This is a genomic window from Pseudoxanthomonas sp. LARHCG66 (genome assembly GCF_052871755.1).
Genome location: NZ_JBIXJW010000002.1, coordinates 516457 through 532405, shown reverse-complemented (window position 1 = coordinate 532405; position 15949 = coordinate 516457). Strand labels below are relative to the sequence as shown.

The following is a 15949-nucleotide window of genomic DNA, read 5'->3' as shown; positions in this document are numbered from 1 at the left end:
CACCGGCGCAGGCCGGTGCCTGTCATGGCGGGGTCAGATCGCGCGCAACGCCTGCGTGATCGGCAGCCGTGCCGCGCGCAGCGCGGGGAACAGGCCGCCCACCAGGCCGATACCCAGCGCCCACTTCAGGCCGCTCCACAACAGCTCCGGCGTCACCTTGAACTGGAACACCACCTGGCTGAAGTTCGACCCCAACGTCGCCACGCTGTAGCCATTGAAGATGGCCCAGGCGATCAGTCCGCCCAGTACGCCGCCCAGCAGGGCCAGCAGCATCGTTTCCAGCATCACCGCCATCACCACCGGCAGTCCGCGGAAGCCGATCGCGCGCATGGTGGCGATCTCGCGTGCGCGTCCGGCGACGGCCGCGTACATCGTGTTCAACGCGCCGAACACGGCACCCACCGCCATGATCGCGCCGATGACGATGCTGAGCCAGGTGATGATCGTGGTCAGCTGCCGGGTCTGCTTGGAGTAATAGTCCTGCGTGGTCTGCACGTCCAGCTTCAGCCGCGGGTCGTCGTCCAGGGCGGCTTTCAGCTTCGCGAAACCCTCCTTGCCGTCCAGTCCCACGGTGACGGACTGGAAGGCACGCCGGTCGTACGCCGACGAGAGCGTCTCGATGTCCGTCCACAGTTCCGAGTCGAAGGCGTCGCCGGCGGCGAACACGCCCACCACCGTCCAGTCCTGGTTGCCCAGCTTGATGGTCTTGCCTACATCCAGCCCGCGGTACTGCCCTTTCGCGCCCTGGCCCACCACGATCTCGCGCACGCCCACGTTGAACTTGCGGCCCTCGATGATCCTGATGTTCGGCCGGATGGCCCATGCCGCATCGCTGACGCCGCGGAACTGCGCGTTGGCATCCTCACCGGTGCTGGCGGTGGGCAGGTTGACCACCTGCGACAGCTCACCCGACACCACCGCACGGCCCTGCGCGTCCTTGGCGATGCCGGGCAGGCTGCCGATCAGCGGCGACTGGTCGCGGGTGATGACGGAATTGGTCTCCGCCTGCGAACCGCCGCGCAGCAGGATGGCGGTGGTCTCGTTGCCGGTCTGCTTGAGCGTGGCCTCGAAGCCCGCGCCCATCGCCAGCATTGCCACCAGCACGCCGACCACGCCGGCAATGCCCACGATGATCACCGACGATGCGCCCCAGCGCTGCGGCAGGCTGGCGATGCCGATGCGGGTCGCCGCCAGTGCGACGCGGCCGGTGCGGGTGAAGGCCAGCCACAAGCCCAACAGCACGACGACGCCCAACACGCCCTGCCAGGGCAACATGATCCACGCCACCAGTCCCAGCACGATGCAGACCACCGCGATCAGGTTTCCCATCCAGAAATTCTTCTTCATCGCGTTCTCTCCTCAGCGGCCGGCCAGTGCATCGACGATCTTCAGGCGCATCGCGCGCAGTGAAGGCAACGCCCCCACCACCAGGCCGATGCCCACCATCAGCGCCAGCCCCATCACCCATGTCTCGACGGGAATGGCGCCGATCGGCAGTGCTCCGCCCGTCAGCGCCGCCAGCACCGGGACCATGATGGCCGCCAGTCCCATGCCGATCAGTCCGCCCAGCACTACCAGCAACACCGATTCGGCCAGTACCAGCGCCAGCACGCTGCCGTTGGTGAAGCCCAGCGTCTTCAGGATGGCCAGCTCCGGCACGCGGTCACGCACGGCCTGCGCCATGGTGTTGCCGGTCAGCAGCAGCAGGGTGAAGAACACCGCGCCCATGATGGCGGTGACGATGAAGCCGATGTCGGCGAACTGCTTGAGGAAGGACTGGTTGAAAGCCTGCTCGGTCTGCGACTTGGTCTCGCGGTCGGAGTTCTCCGAGATCGCATCGATGGCCTTCGCCACCCGCGTGGCATGGTCCACGTTGTCCAGCTTGACCATGTACCAGCCGACCTGGCCGTTGACGTACTGGTTGGCTTCGTCGAAATACTTCCAGTGGAACAGCAGCTGGTTTTCCTCGCCCTTCTTCTTGTCGTCGGCGACGACGAACGTGCCACGCAGCGTCAGCGGCCACGCGTTACTGCCGTCCTTCTGCGGAAAGATGGTGGCCTGCAGCGGGATGGTGTCGCCGACTTTCCAGCCGAACTTCTTCGCCAGCGACTCGCCGACGATCGCGCCGGTGCGGTCGTTCTGCCACGCTTTCATCTGCGCGTCGGACACCACGTACTCCGGGTACAGCGACAGGTAGTTGTCGCTGACGGAGAAGTTGGGGAAGAAATTCCGCGGGTCCTTGTAGATGCCGCCGAACCACGCGGCGTAGGCCACTTTCTTGACTCCGGGGGTGGAAGCGATCTTCTGCTCCAGGTTCAGTGGCAGCATCTGCGTCAGCGACAGGCGCGAGGACACCACCAGGCGATCAGCACCGGCGACGCCGCCGCCCGAGGTGAATGCCACCCGCACCGAGTCCAGCAGCCCGAACAGCAGGAACGCGGCCACCACCGACAACAGCGTCAGCGCGGTGCGTGTCTTGCTGCGGAACAGCGCGGCCCATATCAGCGAGAAATATTTCATGACCGCCTCCGTCAGTGCGCGGCCGGGGTATCGGCCAGCTCGCCCTTGTCCAGGTGGATGGTGTGGGTGGCGTACTCGGCCGCCTTCGGGTCATGGGTGACCATGATGATGGTCTTGCCGTGTTCCTTGTTGAGCATCTGCAGCAGGTTGAGGATTTCCTCGGCCGAATGACGGTCCAGGTCGCCGGTGGGCTCGTCGCAGATCAGGAACGTGGGGTCGGAGACGATGGCGCGGGCGATGGCCACGCGCTGCTGCTGGCCGCCGGAGAGTTCGTTGGGCCGGTGCGCGCCGCGTTCGGCCAGGCCCACCAGCTGCAGGGCGATCTCGGCGTTGCGCTTGCGCTGGCTGGCACCCAGCTTGGTCAGCAGCAGCGGCAGTTCGACGTTCTTCTGCGCGGTCAGCGTGGGCATCAGGTTGTAGAACTGGAACACGAAGCCGACATGGTGGCTGCGCCACTGCGCAAGCTGGGCATCGTTCATGCGGTCGATGCGCTGGCCCTCGATCTCGATCTCGCCGCCGCTGGGCGTATCCAGGCCGCCGATCAGGTTGAGCAGCGTGGTCTTGCCGGAACCGGAGGGGCCCATCAGGGCGACGAAGTCGCCGTGCGGGATGTCCAGGTCGATGCCGTGCAGCACCTGGACCTTTTCGGGGCCGCGCTGGTAGGTCTTGGTGAGGTTGCGGAGGGAGACCAGGGAGGACATGGGCGTTTTCCTTCGGTGGTGTTCGGGAATATGGCGTGTGCGGGACTGCGATCTTTGCGGACAATCAGGGCGGGTTCTGACCTGATGGTCGGAAGGTGCGAAGTCTTGCGTACGACGAAGCGGAGCGGCGGTTATCGACACGATGCCGATTGTTCGCTGGAGGTGCTTGATGCGGGTTGTGCTCTGAGAAAAAGGTCAGTCGCTCGTGTGCGCTCGCCGCGGGGCGTCCTTTCTTTGCTTGTGCAAAGAAAGGACCAAAGAAACACCCCCCGGCGGTCCGCCCGTCGCGTTGCGACGGGTGCGCAGTCCCGGCAGGAATTTCCGGAAGACACTTCCTGTGTCATCCGGAAACGGCGCACGTCCTGTGCGCCGCCCCTGCGGGGCTTGACCTGCCGTGCCTGCCGGACCTCAAGGGGTCCGGGTGGAGCAAGATCAAAAGCGAAAGCGAAAGCAACTATCCGGTGATTCGTCGCAGCGTGGGTTTCCTCACGCGCGCCGTTGCAGCGGGGCCTTACTCGGCGTCCTCGGCCAGCTTCACCTTGGCGCCGTCCTTCAGTTCGGCCGGGGCGTCGATGACGACGGTTTCGCCGGCGATCAGGCCGTCGGTCACCTGGACGTCGTCGCCGAGCTTGCCGCCGACCTTCACCGTGCGCTGTTCCACCGTGTCTTCATCGCCCACCACGAACGCCACCTGGGCGCCGTCGCGTTCGCTGATGGCGGCGGCCGGGGCGCGCACGCCCTTCGGTGCCTGCGTTGCCTGCGGCTTGGCCGATTCCAGGAAGCTCACGCGCACGCCCATGTCGGGCACGATGCGGGGATCCTTGACGTTCAGCGCCACGCGCACCTTCACCGTGGCCTTGCTGCGGTCGGCGGTGGGAATGATGGCGATCACCTCGCCGGGGATCTGCCAGTCCGGGTAGGCATTCAGCGTGGCCTGGATCGGCATCTTCGGCTGCACGCGGCCAATGAAGGATTCGTTGACCTCCACTTCCACTTCCAGCGATTCCATGTCGACGATGGTGCCGATACCGGTGCGGGTGAACCCGCCCGTTGCCAGCGGCGAGACGATCTCGCCCGGCTGCGCGGCCTTGGCGATGACCACGCCGGCGAACGGCGCACGCACGATGGTGTTGTCCACGCCGTTGTCGGAGATGGCCAGGCTGCGGCTGGCGACGGTGACGTTGCGCTGCGCAGCCTGCAGCTGCGCGCGCAGGGCATCGCGCCCGGCGATCGCCTGGTCGTATTGCGAACGCGCCACCAGCTGCTGCTGCACCAGGGTGGACAGGCGGCGTGCGTTGGCCTCGGCATCGGTCAGCTGCGCCTGCACGTTGGCCACCTGCGAACGCGCCGATTCGACCTGCGCCTGCGACAGCGCGCGGCTGGCGTCGGCGTCGACCGGGTCCAGCGTGGCCATCACCTGGCCCGCCTCGACCTTCATGCCTTCCTCGATCAGCACCTCGCGCACCTTGCCGGTGATCTTCGCCGACACCGTGGCCATGCGCCGGGCGACCACATAACCGGAAGCATCCAGCACCGAGGCCGCCGCACCGCCGTTGCCCAGCGCGACCGTCGGCGCGGTGCGTACTTCGATCGGCTTCTCCCGGCCGAAGAACGCCCAGCCCGTGGCCGCCAGCACCAGCAGCGAGACAACCACGCCCAGCGTGATCCACAGGCCACGGCGCGACGGCGGGGCCGGCGGCGGCGCCTTGCGGTCGATGCGGAGTTCCTTCAGCAGGTCGGCAGACGTGTTCATGCGTATCCAGACGGTGAATGCGGGGAAGTGTGACCAGCAAGAGTAACGGAAGCCTAGTTGCCGGAAGTCACTTCCTGCGCAGGCGAGCGGCTCGGGCCGTCCACCGGAGGCATCCTGGGGCAGCGCCCTCCGCGATCCCAGTGACAACTGTCACCTGATTCGCCTGAGGGGCTGCACTCATCACGGGTGCCGCATGCGGGCACGATGCCCCCACTTACTGACGAGGGCGTCGCATGAACGTGGCAAGCTTCACCTCCGCACCTCTGGCCCGCCTGCGCGGCGTCCGCCATCTCTACGGCAAGACCCTGGCGCTGGATGGGCTGGATCTGAGCCTGCCCTCAGGCCAGGTGCTGGCATTGCTCGGTCCCAACGGCGCGGGCAAGACCACCGCGATCAGCCTGCTGCTGGGCCTGCAGCGCGCGGATGCGGGGAGTGCCGACCTGTTCGGCCTGCCGCCGCAGGCGCTGGAAGCACGCCGCCGCGTGGGCGTGATGCTGCAGAGCGCGGCGGTGCCCGACACCCTCAAGGTGCGCGAACTGATCGACCTGACGCGCAGCTATTACCCGCAGCCCCGCAGCGTGGCCGACTGCGTGGCGCTGGCCGGACTGGATGGTCTGATGGAGCGCCGCTATGGGCAATTGTCGGGCGGCCAGCAGCGCCGCGTGCAGTTCGCGCTGGCGGTATGCGGCCGGCCGGCGCTGCTGTTCCTCGACGAGCCCACCACGGGGCTGGACATCGATGCGCGGCAGACGCTTTGGAAGGCGATCCGCGAACTCAGCGCGCAGGGCTGCGCGGTACTGCTGACCACGCATTACCTGGAAGAAGCCGAAGCGCTGGCCGATCGCGTGGTGGTGGTGAACCACGGCCGCGCAGTGGCCGAGGGCACCGTGGCGCAGATCCGCGCGCGCGTGTCCCAGCGTCGCATCCGCTGCAGCAGTTCGCTGTCGTCCGCACACGTGCAGGAGTGGCCGGGCGTGCAACTTGCGCAACGCGACGGCGAGCGGCTGGAGATCGTGGCCGAGTTCGCCGAACCCATCGTGCGCCGCCTGCTGGCCGAAGACGCCACCCTGTCAGACCTGGAAGTGCAGCGCGCCGGCCTGGCGGACGCCTTCCTCGCCCTCACCCGTGATGCCACCCAGAAGGAAGCCGCCTGATGAGCACCCTCGTTGCCCCGCCATTCTCTTCCACACGCGCCTATCTGCTCGAAGCGCGCTATGAATTCCTGCGCCTGCTGCGCACGCCGTCGTTCTCGCTGCCATGCCTGCTGTTCCCGCCGGTGTTCTACCTGCTGTTCGGCGTGCTGCTGGGCGGGAAGGGCGGCTCGGTCGCCGCGCAGTACATGCTGGCGGGCTACGGCGTGTTCGGCGTGATCGGCGTGGCGCTGTTCGGCTTCGGCGTGACCGTCGCGATGGATCGCGAACAGGGCCTGCTGACACTCAAGCGCGCGCAGCCGATGCCGCCGGGTGCCTATCTGGTGGCGAAGATGGCGATGGCCCTGCTGTTCGCCGCGATCATCCTGTCGCTGCTGGCCGTGCTCGCGGCGGGCGTGGCCGGCGTGCAGTTGTCGGCCACGCAGTGGATCGCGTGGGTCACCGCCTGCCTGGTCGGCGTGCTGCCCTTCAGCGCGCTGGGCCTGTGGCTGGGCACGCTGGTCAGCGGACGCGGCGCCCCTGCGCTGATCAATCTCATCTATCTGCCCATGGCGTTCCTGTCGGGCCTGTGGGTGCCGCTGACGATGCTGCCGCCGGTGCTGCAGACCACCGCGCCGGTATGGCCGGCGTATCATCTGGCGCACATCGCGCAACAGGCCGTCGGCGTGGGCACGGGGCGTCCACTGGGGCTGCACGTGGCCGTGCTGGCCGCCATCACCGCCGTGTTCTTCGTACTGGCCCGCCGCCGCCTGGTGCAGTGAGCCGGAGCACCGGCGCAAGGAGTCGTCCATGAAGCATCTTTCGTCGCCCCTGCTGTCCGCGCTGACGCGCCTGCGCGACCGCCTGGTACCCGAAGCGCTGGGCCTGGGCTGGATGCCCATCTTCCTGCTGGGCTACCTGGTGTTCCTGTTCGTCCCGGTGCTGGTGCCGTCCAACGCCGACTGGGGCGAGGGCGTGCGCTGGTACCTGTGGCCGACGCTGGCATCCATCGCCGTGTTCCTGCCGATGTACTTCCTGGCCTATCGCGGCAGCGCGCTGGCGCGCGTGCTGTGCACGCTGGGCATCGCGGCGCTGGGCTACGGACTGATGCCGTTCAACGCGTTCTCCAACACCTACGTCATCTACGCGGCGGCCTTCGTGGCGCTGATGCCGGGATCGATGTGGATCCGGCTCGAAGTCTTCGCCCTGCTGATCATCGCTTACTGCGGCATGGCGGTCTGGCTGGGGTTCCCGGTGTTCGTGCCGGCCGTGACCGCGATCGTGTCGGTGGCCGTGTTCACCGGCAACTACTTCCAGGCCGAGACGGTGCGCAAGCGTGCCGAGCTGAAACTGTCGCACGAGGAAGTGCGTCGGCTCGCCGCGCTGGCCGAGCGCGAGCGCATCGGCCGCGACCTGCACGACCTGCTCGGGCACACGCTGTCGCTGGTGGCACTGAAGTCGGACCTGGCCGGCCGGCTGGTCGACCGTGACCCGCAGGCCGCCCGCAACGAGATCAACGAAGTCAGCCGCGTCGCCCGCGACGCACTGGCGCAGGTACGCCGTGCGGTGACCGGCATCCGGGCGGCGGGGCTGGCGGCCGAACTCGCCTCCGCCCGCCTGCTGCTCGAATCCGACGGCGTCACCCTGCGCTACGAAGCGCAGGACGTGGCGTTGCCGGCCGATCTGGAGACGGTGCTTGCGCTGAGCCTGCGCGAGGCGGTGACCAACATCCAGCGTCACGCGCGCGCCACGATCGCCGAGGTCACCCTGGCCTGCAGCGACGGGCACGTGCAACTGCGCATCCGCGACAACGGCGTCGGCAGTGCCGCCGTGCCCGGAAACGGCCTGAGCGGCATGCGCGAGCGCGTCGAGTCGCGCGGCGGGCGCCTGCGCATCGACTCCACGCTGCGGCAGGGGACGTGCGTGGAGATCATGTTGCCGCTCCCGTCGAGCGATGACGCCGTGGCAGCCCCCACGAAAGCCCCTGTAGGAGCGACGTAAGTCGCGACCGCACGGCCGGCACGCGCGCCAATGCTCACTGGGGTCTTCCTCTTGCGGTCGCGACTTACGTCGCTCCTACAGAAAGCGGCCCACTTCCCTTGATTGATTTGCTAGCGTGTCGTCCGACTTTTCCCTGCCGGCCTCCCGATGATCCGCGTGCTCCTAGCTGAAGACCAGGCCATGGTGCGTGGCGCACTCACCGCCCTGCTGGGCATGGAGAGCGACATCGACGTGGTGGGCAGCGCGGCGGATGGCGAGACCGCATGGCGAGACCTGCAGCGGCTCAGACCCGACCTGCTGGTCACCGACATCGAGATGCCGGGCCTGAGCGGGTTGGAACTGGCGCAGCGCATCCAGCGGCACGGGCTTGCGTGCAAGGTGGTCATCGTCACCACGTTCGCGCGCGGCGGCTTCCTGCGGCGCGCGCTGGACGCGGGCGTCTCGGGTTACCTGCTGAAGGATGCACCGGCCGAGGATCTCGCGGAGGCGCTGCGCAAGGTGCACCGCGGCGGCCGCGCCATCGATCCCCAACTCGCGCTCGAGGCATGGTCCGACGCCGATCCGCTCAACGACCGCGAACGCCAGGTATTGCGGCTGGCGGGCGAGGGGCAATCGGCCGGCGACATCGCAAAGCAGCTCAATCTCTCCCAGGGCACCGTGCGCAACTATCTGTCCGAAGCCATCGGCAAGCTCGGTGTCGCCAACCGCATCGAGGCCTATCGGATGGCGCGGCAGCGGGGGTGGTTGTAGGAAATGAAGTGCCTTCTGTAGGAGCGACGCAAGTCGCGGCCGCAGACCCGGGAATCCACTCGCTCCTATCCGGCAGACACGAAGCGCTTCGCGACGCTACGCGGCAATGCGGAAGAACGGGAGCGCTGACAGCGTGCGGTCGCGACTTACGTCGCTCCTACAGCGGGGGCGACGTCAACCGCCGTAGCGCGCCTTCAGCATCGCGTACGCACTGCGCAGCGCGAGCGCTTCGCCACCGGCGGGGCGACCGGCGCGGTCGCTGTCGTTCCATGCGTACACGTCCAGGTGCGCCCACTTCATTCCGTCCGGCACGAAGCGCTCCAGGTACAGCGCGGCGGTGACCGCGCCGGCCATGCGCGAGCCGGCATTGGCCAGGTCGGCGATGCCGCTGGTCAGGTAGCGCAGGTACGGACGCCACAGCGGCATGCGCCATACCGGGTCGCGCATGCGCTCGCCGGCGGCGATCCAGTCATTGGCCACGGCGTCGTCGTTGGCGAACAGCGCGGGCAGGTCCGGTCCCAGTGCGATGCGTGCGGCACCGGTCAGGGTGGCGAAATCCAGCAGCAGGTCGGGCGACTGCTCGCCGGCATAGGTCAGCGCATCGCACAGGATCACGCGGCCTTCGGCATCGGTGTTGTCGATCTCGACGCTGACGCCCTTGCGCGTGGCGATCACTTCGCCGGGACGGAACGCGTTGGGGCCGATGCTGTTCTCCACCGCCGGCACCAGCAGCGTCAGCCGCACCGGCAGCTTGCGCGCCATCACCAGCTGCGCCAGCGCGATGGCATGCGCCGCGCCGCCCATGTCCTTCTTCATGTGGCGCATGCCGTCGGCGGGCTTGATGTCCAGGCCGCCGGTGTCGAAGCACACGCCCTTGCCGACCAGTGCCACGTGCGGCCGCGATGCGTCGCCCCAGCGCAGCGCGATCAGGCGCGGCGCGCGGTGCGAGGCGCGGCCCACCGCGTGGATGGCGGGGAAGTTCTGCGCCAGCAGCGCGTCGCCCGCGATCACGTCGACGTCGGCGCCATGCACGTCCGCCAGTGCGCGGACGACGGCTTCCAGATCGTCCGGACCCATGTGCTCGGTGGGCGTGTTGACCAGGTCGCGCACCTGCACGCTGGCGGCCAGCAGGTCGAGCGCTTCGGCATCGGCCTGCGGCAGCACCAGGCGCGCCGGCTTGCGCGCCGGCTGCTTGTAGCGGTCGAACTTGTAGCTGCCCAGGCCCCAGCCGAGCTGGAGCGCGGTGCGCGCATCGGCGGGCAACTCGCCTGCGATCTCCCAGTCGCCCGCCGGCAGGCCGAACGGCGCATGCGCGTAGGCATACGGGTCGAGCGCGTCGCCGATGCCCATCACGGCGCCGGCCAGGCCCTGTTCGCCAGGCAACGCCAGCAGCGCGCCGGGCGATGCGGTGAAGTTCTGCGCATCGATCCAGGCGTTGACCGCCGCCGACTGGGTCGTACGCCACGCGACCAGCTGCGCGCGCTCCAGTACATGCAGCGGACGGGCACTGGCGGAAGAATCGGTGTAGGCGAGGGCGGCGCTCATGCGGCGGCGTGTTCCGTGGCGAAAGAGGGGTGGGCGTCCAGCCAGTCGGCCAACGCGGCAAGGGTGTCGAATTCCAGGTCGGGCCGCAGCGCCTCGTGGGGCCAGGCCTGGGGGTGGCCGTCGTGGTCTTCCGGCCGGTTGATCCAGCAACTGCGCAGCCCCGCGCGCACGGCACCGACGACATCCATCTCGATATGGTCGCCGACATGCAGCACTTCGGCGGGCGGTACGCCGAGCAGGTCGCATGCAGCGTGGAAGATGCTGGCGTCGGGCTTGGCGGCGCCGTGCTCGCGCGAGTGGATCTTGTGCACGAACAGGTGGTCCAGGCCGATCCGCTGCAGGTCCGCATTGCCGTTGGTCACGGCCGCGACCGGGAGGCGGGCGGCGATGCGCTGCAACGCATCCAGGCTGTCGGGGTAGTACTCCACCTGGTTGCGCGCGGCATAGAAGGTCTCGTAGGCCGGTTCCAGCAGGGCCATGTCGGCGCCGCTCTCGCGCAAGGCGCGCTCCAGCGTCATCCGGCGCAGGAGGCTGAGGTCGTGCTTGTGCTGCGGATGGGCGGCGAAGACTTCTTCGCGCACGGCACGCATGCGTTCGACGGGGAACATGGCGGCGGTGGCGGGGCTGTGTTCGCGCAGCCAGTCGTCGAGCACGCGTTCGATCCGCACGCCGATGGGGGCGAACGGCCACAGGGTGTCGTCGAGGTCGAGGGTGATGGCGCGGACGGGGAAGCTCATCGAGGCGATTTTACACGCGGTTCCGCACCCGCCTTCACCCGGTGCGGTTCAAGCCCGGACTGAGCCCCTTTCCCTGCGGGAGAGGGGTTGGGGCGAGCGGCACCATGCGTGACCTAAAGCAGACCCGCACCGAAAGATGCAAGCGACAGGTTCTTCGCGCGTGAGCGTTTTCAGTCAGTCGCGGATGTTGTGAGAACGCCGGCTTATCGGGGTTGGCTGACTCCGTTGCCCCTCACCCCAACTCCGCTCTCCCACAGGAACTTCCTTCGGTCGCCGCGAGAAGAGGGCTCAAGAACGCAGGATTCACTCCAGCAACCGCGCCCACCCCTCCATGCCTTCCACCCGCGCCAGCACCAGCTTCACGCACACCAGCAGCGGCACCGCCAGCAACAGCCCGATGATCCCCCACAGCCAGCCGAACAGCATCAGCGCCAGGATCAGCACCAGCGGCGACAGCGCCATCCTCCGGCCCAGGATGATCGGCGTGATGATCTGGCCCTCGATCGTGTGCAGCACCAGGTAGGCCACCGCCGGCAGCATCGACTGGAACGGTTCCTTGAAACTGATGAACCCCACCAGCAGCATCGCCACGATCCCGATCAGCGGGCCCACGTACGGCGCGAAGTTCAACAGCGCCGCCATCGTGCCCCACAGCAGCGCCTCGGCCAGGGGCAGCCCCAGCAGGTAGAGCACTCCGGCGAACACCAGCCCCACCACGGTGTTGATGATGCTGATGGTCAGCACGTAGCGCGATACCTCGCGCTCGATCGAGTGCAGGATGTCCACCGTGAATTTCTTCTGCTGCCGCCCCGGCAACAGCGCAATCGCGTTGCGCTGCAGGTTCTCGCCGTAGACCATGAAGAAGAACGTCAGCAGCACGACCGCCAGCAGCGATGCGAGGAAACGCGGCGTCGCCAGCAGTTTCCGGTAGGGCTCGTCCTGCGGGGCGGTGTGCACCACCTGCGGCTGCTTGCCGGTCTGTCCGCCAGCGGCACGGGCGAAGTTCTCCGCCGCCTTGTTGGCGTCCTGCACCGGCTTGGTCAGTTCGCGCAGCTTGGGCGCGAGCTGGCGCATCTCGCGCGGCGCCTGCTGTGCCCATTCCATCGCCGAAGGCAGCATCTTGTGCGCCAGCAGTCCGGTCGCGGCCATGCCGCCCAGCAGCACGACCAGCGCGCCCAGGAAGCGCGGCACGTACAACCGGCGCAGCACGCGGATGATCGGATTGCCCACCAGCGCGAAGAACATGGCCAGCAGCACGGGCAGCAACACATCCTGCGCGGCCCATAGCGTGTAGCCCACGGCCAGCGTGGCCAGCACCAGCATCGGTGTGGAGGCGCGGGGGCGCGGCGGGGGAGGAGTGGGGGCGGCAGGTGCGTCGGTTGGAGCGGGTGTACTCATGGGCAGTCGGCCGCCAGGGTGGATGCGCGATTGTGCAGTGAACCCTGTAGGAGCGACGTGAGTCGCGACCGGAAGAGGCAGAGGTCGGGGAGGCTTCGGACAGGCCGCTGCCTTTTCCAGCGAAGTTCGGTGCAAGGAAGGCTTGATTCGTGCGGTCGCGACTCACGTCGCTCCTGCAAACGCCCGCAAACGTGCAGGCGCCTCAGCGCTCGGAGAGTTCCGTGGCTGCTTCAGCCGGGCGCGGCGCGGTCACCACGATCTCATCCTCGTCGAACGCCTCGTCCACCATCGGTTCGTCGTCGGCCAGGCCCTCGGCCTGCTCCTGCGCATCCTGCGCCGTGTCGGCGGCCTGCTCGGCGGTCTCGGCGGCGGCGGCCGCCTGCGCGGTGGCCACGAAGCTGGAGACGGCGGTGAACATCTGCATCCAGCGCGCACCGGTCAGCGTGCGCAGCGGTTCGGCACGCCCCACCAGGAAGCCGCTCACCACGCCCGCGATGACGATGCGCCCCGGCGTCCAGCCTGCGCGCCATGCCTGCTTCAGCGTGATCCATTGCAACTGCGTGTGCGTGGCGCGCAGTTCGACGCGCTGTTCCGCGCGCTGCACGTGCTGCAGCAACTGTTCGAAGCGCATCACGCGCCCCCGTGGTCGGCCGCGCGCGGATCATGCGCGGTACCGGGTGGGGGATCGTCGTCGACCACCTCGTCCTCATCGAACAGCCCCAGCTTCGCCAATTGGCGACGGGTGGCATGCATGCCGGTGTAGTCGAAGTAGCGGCCCACCTTCCACGCCGCGAACGCGGTCATGGCCAGACTGATGAAGGCGGCCAGCGACAGCGACTGCAGCCAGGAGAACCCCAAGCGCTGCATCAGTGCGATCAGTGCGCCGGTCACCAGCAGCCAGGCCGAGGCGCCGAACACGATGGCCACGCATGCCCACGCCAGCGCGCGCCCGAACGCGCTGCGCGCCAGCGCGAAATCCGCCGATACCAGCCCGCGCAGTGCACGGCCGGTGCCCTTGGCCGAGCCATAGGCCGCGCGGCCGGCGGCGCCGACCTGCTTCAGGCTGTCGGCGAAATCCGGCGGCGGAACATCGCCGGACGTGCCGGCATCGCCGGATTCGCGGGGCGCGTCGCTCACGCGGTGGGCTACTTGTCGCCGCCGCCGCTGCGCGCCAGCTTGGCGATGATCCAGCCGGCCGCGAAGGCCACGCCGAACGAGGCCAGCGGGCGTTCGCGGATCAGGTCCGCGGCGCTGTCGATCAGGTCGCGGCCCTTGTCCATCAGCGCGTCCACCTGTTCGCGCGCAGCACCCCCGCCGGCTTCGGCGGCCGCGATGCCGGACAGCGCGGTGTCGGCCAGTTCCGCCTTCACGTTGGCCTTGCCCAGGCGGAGTTCATCGCCGGCGGCACTCGCGGCGCCCTTGATCGCTTCGCCGGCAGCGGCGGCGGCGGACGCGAGATGCGAACCGGCTTCGCCCAGATTGGACTTCAGCGCATCGGTGTTGGTGGGCATGGTCATGGTCGGCTCCTGTGGGCGGGGGATGGGGCCACTCTAATGCACGGCGGTGAACGGGCTGTTATGCCCGTCCACCGTGATCGCCGGTCACTGCATCAGCAGGCGACCGGTGCCGCGTCCACGCAGGATCTGCAGCACCAGCTGCTCGGGTTTGCGTTCGAAGCTGGCGCGGAAACCCGGCAGGTCGCCGAACTCGCCGCTGCTGCCGGCCACGATGATGTCGCCCGCGCGCAGGCCGCTGTTCCAGGCGCGGCTGTTGCGCACCACGTTGCTGACCTGCACGCCACCGTTGGCACCCTGGCTGCGCAGTATCTGGCGTGCCGATTCGTCCAGTTCCTTCAGCGTGGCGCCAGTCAGGCGTGCATCAAGGCTGGCGCCTTCCGCACTGCGCACGCCTTCCTTCAGCGCCACGTTGAGTTGCAGCGGCTTGCCGTCGCGGCGCACTTCCAATGCCACGCGTGCGCCCACCGGCTGCAGGCCTTCGAAGTTGTGCAGGGCGGCGCGGTTGTCGATGCGCTGGCCGTTGGCGGCCACCACCACGTCGCCGGGTTGCAGGCCTGCCGCAGCGGCAGCCGAGCCCGCATACACGCGCGTGAGCAGGGCGCCACGCGGGGCCTCCAGGCCCAGCCCGCGGGCGACGCGTTCGTCCACGTCCTGCGATTCCACCCCGAACGTGCCCCGGCGCACCACGCCGTTGTTGGCAATCAACTGGTCCATGATCCCGCGCGCCATGTTGATCGGGATGGCGAAGCCCAGGCCGATGTTGCCGGCCATGCTGCCGCGTGGATTGAAGCTGGCGGTGTTGATGCCCACCAGCCGGCCCTGCAGGTCGACCAATGCGCCGCCCGAGTTGCCCGGGTTGATCGAGGCATCGGTCTGGATGAAGTTCTGGTAGCCGGCCACCGGGATGCCGCTGCGGCCCACCGCCGACACGATGCCCGATGTCACCGTCTGGCCCAGGCCGTAGGGGTTGCCCATCGCCACCACGAAGTCGCCCACCTGCAGCTGGTCGCTGTCGGCCATCGGCACGGCGGTGAGGCCCTGGGTGGGGATGCGGATCAGCGCGATGTCGGTATCCGGGTCCGAACCGATGAACTCGGCCTCCACCTGGCGGCCATCGCTCAGCGTGACCGACACGCCGTCGGCGTTCTCCACCACATGGTGGTTGGTCAGCACGTAGCCCCGGGTGGCATCGACGATCACGCCCGAGCCCAGTGCGCGCTCCACGCGCTCGCGCGGCATGTCGGGGATGCCGAACAGGCGGCGGAACACCGGGTCATCGCCGAACGGCCCCAGCGGGCTGGCCACCCGGACGGTCTGCCGGCTGTACACGCTGACCACCGCCGGGGTGACCCGCTTGAGCATGGGGGCCAGCGAAGGCAGCGCCTGGCCGTCCGCGGTGGCGGGCAGGGCGGCGGCGGCCGGGACGGCGGCTGCGGCGACAGGGGCCGCCTGGGCCGGCTTCTGCAGCAGATCGTTCAGGCCGGTGGCGGCGAAACCGCCGAACGCGGCGGCGGCGGTCAGGGCCAGCAGGGTGGGAAACGGGCGCAGCGCTTTCTTCATGGTCGGTCGGCAGGTCGTTGCGTCGGGAAGGGAATGGGGCCGGAAGGGCGCCCGTTCAACCTGAATGAGTCTGCTGACGGACCCCTAAACCTGCAATGAAGTCCGGCCTCCGCGGCCCCTGATCCGGCACCGGCGCGTGATGACGGACGGTGGGGTGGATGCCATGCAATTGTCATGTCAATCCGGTTGACAGGGGTCACCCCCGGGCGTAGTTTGACGGCTTCGCGCGGACACAAGATGTTGCGGTCCAGCACGAAGCGGACCCAAGCACTGGTGTTTTTTCGGGCTTTGCGCTTGGGAAATCGGGCGCCTTTGGGGATTGGCGCATGAGGGCGAG

General features: G+C 68.4%; 15 protein-coding genes. 4 read left to right on the top strand and 11 right to left on the bottom strand.

The features are described from left to right. Window positions 1-33 precede the first annotated feature (33 nt). From ACIPRS_RS09455 to ACIPRS_RS09440, 4 genes are all read right to left on the bottom strand, one after another. Complete coding sequence (locus tag ACIPRS_RS09455; protein ID WP_446538373.1) at window positions 34-1347, bottom strand: ABC transporter permease; 1314 nt, start codon at window positions 1345-1347, stop codon at window positions 34-36. Window positions 1348-1359: 12 nt separating this feature from the next. Further along, window positions 1360-2520 carry an ABC transporter permease gene (locus ACIPRS_RS09450; protein ID WP_337731728.1) on the bottom strand — a complete coding sequence of 387 codons (1161 nt, stop codon included), beginning with the start codon at window positions 2518-2520 and terminating at the stop codon, window positions 1360-1362. Between the two features lie 11 nt (window positions 2521-2531). After that, window positions 2532-3221: an ABC transporter ATP-binding protein gene (locus tag ACIPRS_RS09445; protein ID WP_337731727.1), complete on the bottom strand. Its 690-nt coding sequence runs from the start codon at window positions 3219-3221 to the stop codon at window positions 2532-2534. 511 nt (window positions 3222-3732) lie between these two features. After that, window positions 3733-4974, bottom strand: a complete 1242-nt coding sequence (locus ACIPRS_RS09440) for an efflux RND transporter periplasmic adaptor subunit (RefSeq protein WP_446538372.1) — start codon at window positions 4972-4974, stop codon at window positions 3733-3735. Window positions 4975-5207: 233 nt separating this feature from the next. Between ACIPRS_RS09440 and ACIPRS_RS09435 the strand changes: the two genes are divergently transcribed. The 4 genes from ACIPRS_RS09435 to ACIPRS_RS09420 all read left to right on the top strand — a co-directional run bounded on the left by ACIPRS_RS09435 (window position 5208) and on the right by ACIPRS_RS09420 (window position 8855). After that, window positions 5208-6128: an ABC transporter ATP-binding protein gene (locus ACIPRS_RS09435; protein ID WP_446538371.1), complete on the top strand. Its 921-nt coding sequence runs from the start codon at window positions 5208-5210 to the stop codon at window positions 6126-6128. Beyond that, complete coding sequence (locus tag ACIPRS_RS09430) at window positions 6128-6886, top strand: ABC transporter permease (protein ID WP_446538370.1); 759 nt, start codon at window positions 6128-6130, stop codon at window positions 6884-6886. The genes ACIPRS_RS09435 and ACIPRS_RS09430 overlap by 1 nt, the downstream gene beginning before the upstream one ends. Window positions 6887-6914: 28 nt before the next feature. Then, on the top strand, window positions 6915-8105 hold the full coding sequence (locus ACIPRS_RS09425) for a sensor histidine kinase (protein ID WP_446538369.1): 1191 nt from the start codon (window positions 6915-6917) through the stop codon (window positions 8103-8105). 147 nt (window positions 8106-8252) lie between these two features. Beyond that, window positions 8253-8855: a response regulator gene (locus tag ACIPRS_RS09420; protein WP_446538368.1), complete on the top strand. Its 603-nt coding sequence runs from the start codon at window positions 8253-8255 to the stop codon at window positions 8853-8855. A gap of 174 nt (window positions 8856-9029) precedes the next feature. Here ACIPRS_RS09420 and ACIPRS_RS09415 read toward each other — a convergent pair whose 3' ends face one another. The 7 genes from ACIPRS_RS09415 to ACIPRS_RS09385 form a co-directional block, all read right to left on the bottom strand. Then, on the bottom strand, window positions 9030-10400 hold the full coding sequence (locus tag ACIPRS_RS09415; RefSeq protein WP_446538367.1) for a leucyl aminopeptidase family protein: 1371 nt from the start codon (window positions 10398-10400) through the stop codon (window positions 9030-9032). After that, on the bottom strand, window positions 10397-11137 hold the full coding sequence (locus ACIPRS_RS09410) for an HAD family hydrolase (RefSeq protein WP_446538366.1): 741 nt from the start codon (window positions 11135-11137) through the stop codon (window positions 10397-10399). Before ACIPRS_RS09410 ends, ACIPRS_RS09415 begins: the two co-directional genes overlap by 4 nt. Before the next feature lie 303 nt (window positions 11138-11440). After that, window positions 11441-12535, bottom strand: a complete 1095-nt coding sequence (locus tag ACIPRS_RS09405) for an AI-2E family transporter (protein ID WP_446538365.1) — start codon at window positions 12533-12535, stop codon at window positions 11441-11443. Window positions 12536-12737: 202 nt separating this feature from the next. Then, the gene (locus ACIPRS_RS09400; RefSeq protein WP_446538364.1) at window positions 12738-13169 is read right to left on the bottom strand and encodes a protein sip-5; all 432 of its coding nucleotides are present in this window, start codon (window positions 13167-13169) and stop codon (window positions 12738-12740) included. Next, window positions 13166-13672 carry a phage holin family protein gene (locus tag ACIPRS_RS09395; RefSeq protein ID WP_192202241.1) on the bottom strand — a complete coding sequence of 169 codons (507 nt, stop codon included), beginning with the start codon at window positions 13670-13672 and terminating at the stop codon, window positions 13166-13168. Before ACIPRS_RS09395 ends, ACIPRS_RS09400 begins: the two co-directional genes overlap by 4 nt. 8 nt (window positions 13673-13680) lie before the next feature. After that, on the bottom strand, window positions 13681-14046 hold the full coding sequence (locus ACIPRS_RS09390) for a hypothetical protein (RefSeq protein WP_192202439.1): 366 nt from the start codon (window positions 14044-14046) through the stop codon (window positions 13681-13683). 90 nt (window positions 14047-14136) lie between these two features. Continuing rightward, window positions 14137-15600, bottom strand: a complete 1464-nt coding sequence (locus ACIPRS_RS09385; RefSeq protein ID WP_337731923.1) for a Do family serine endopeptidase — start codon at window positions 15598-15600, stop codon at window positions 14137-14139. Window positions 15601-15949: the final 349 nt, after the last annotated feature.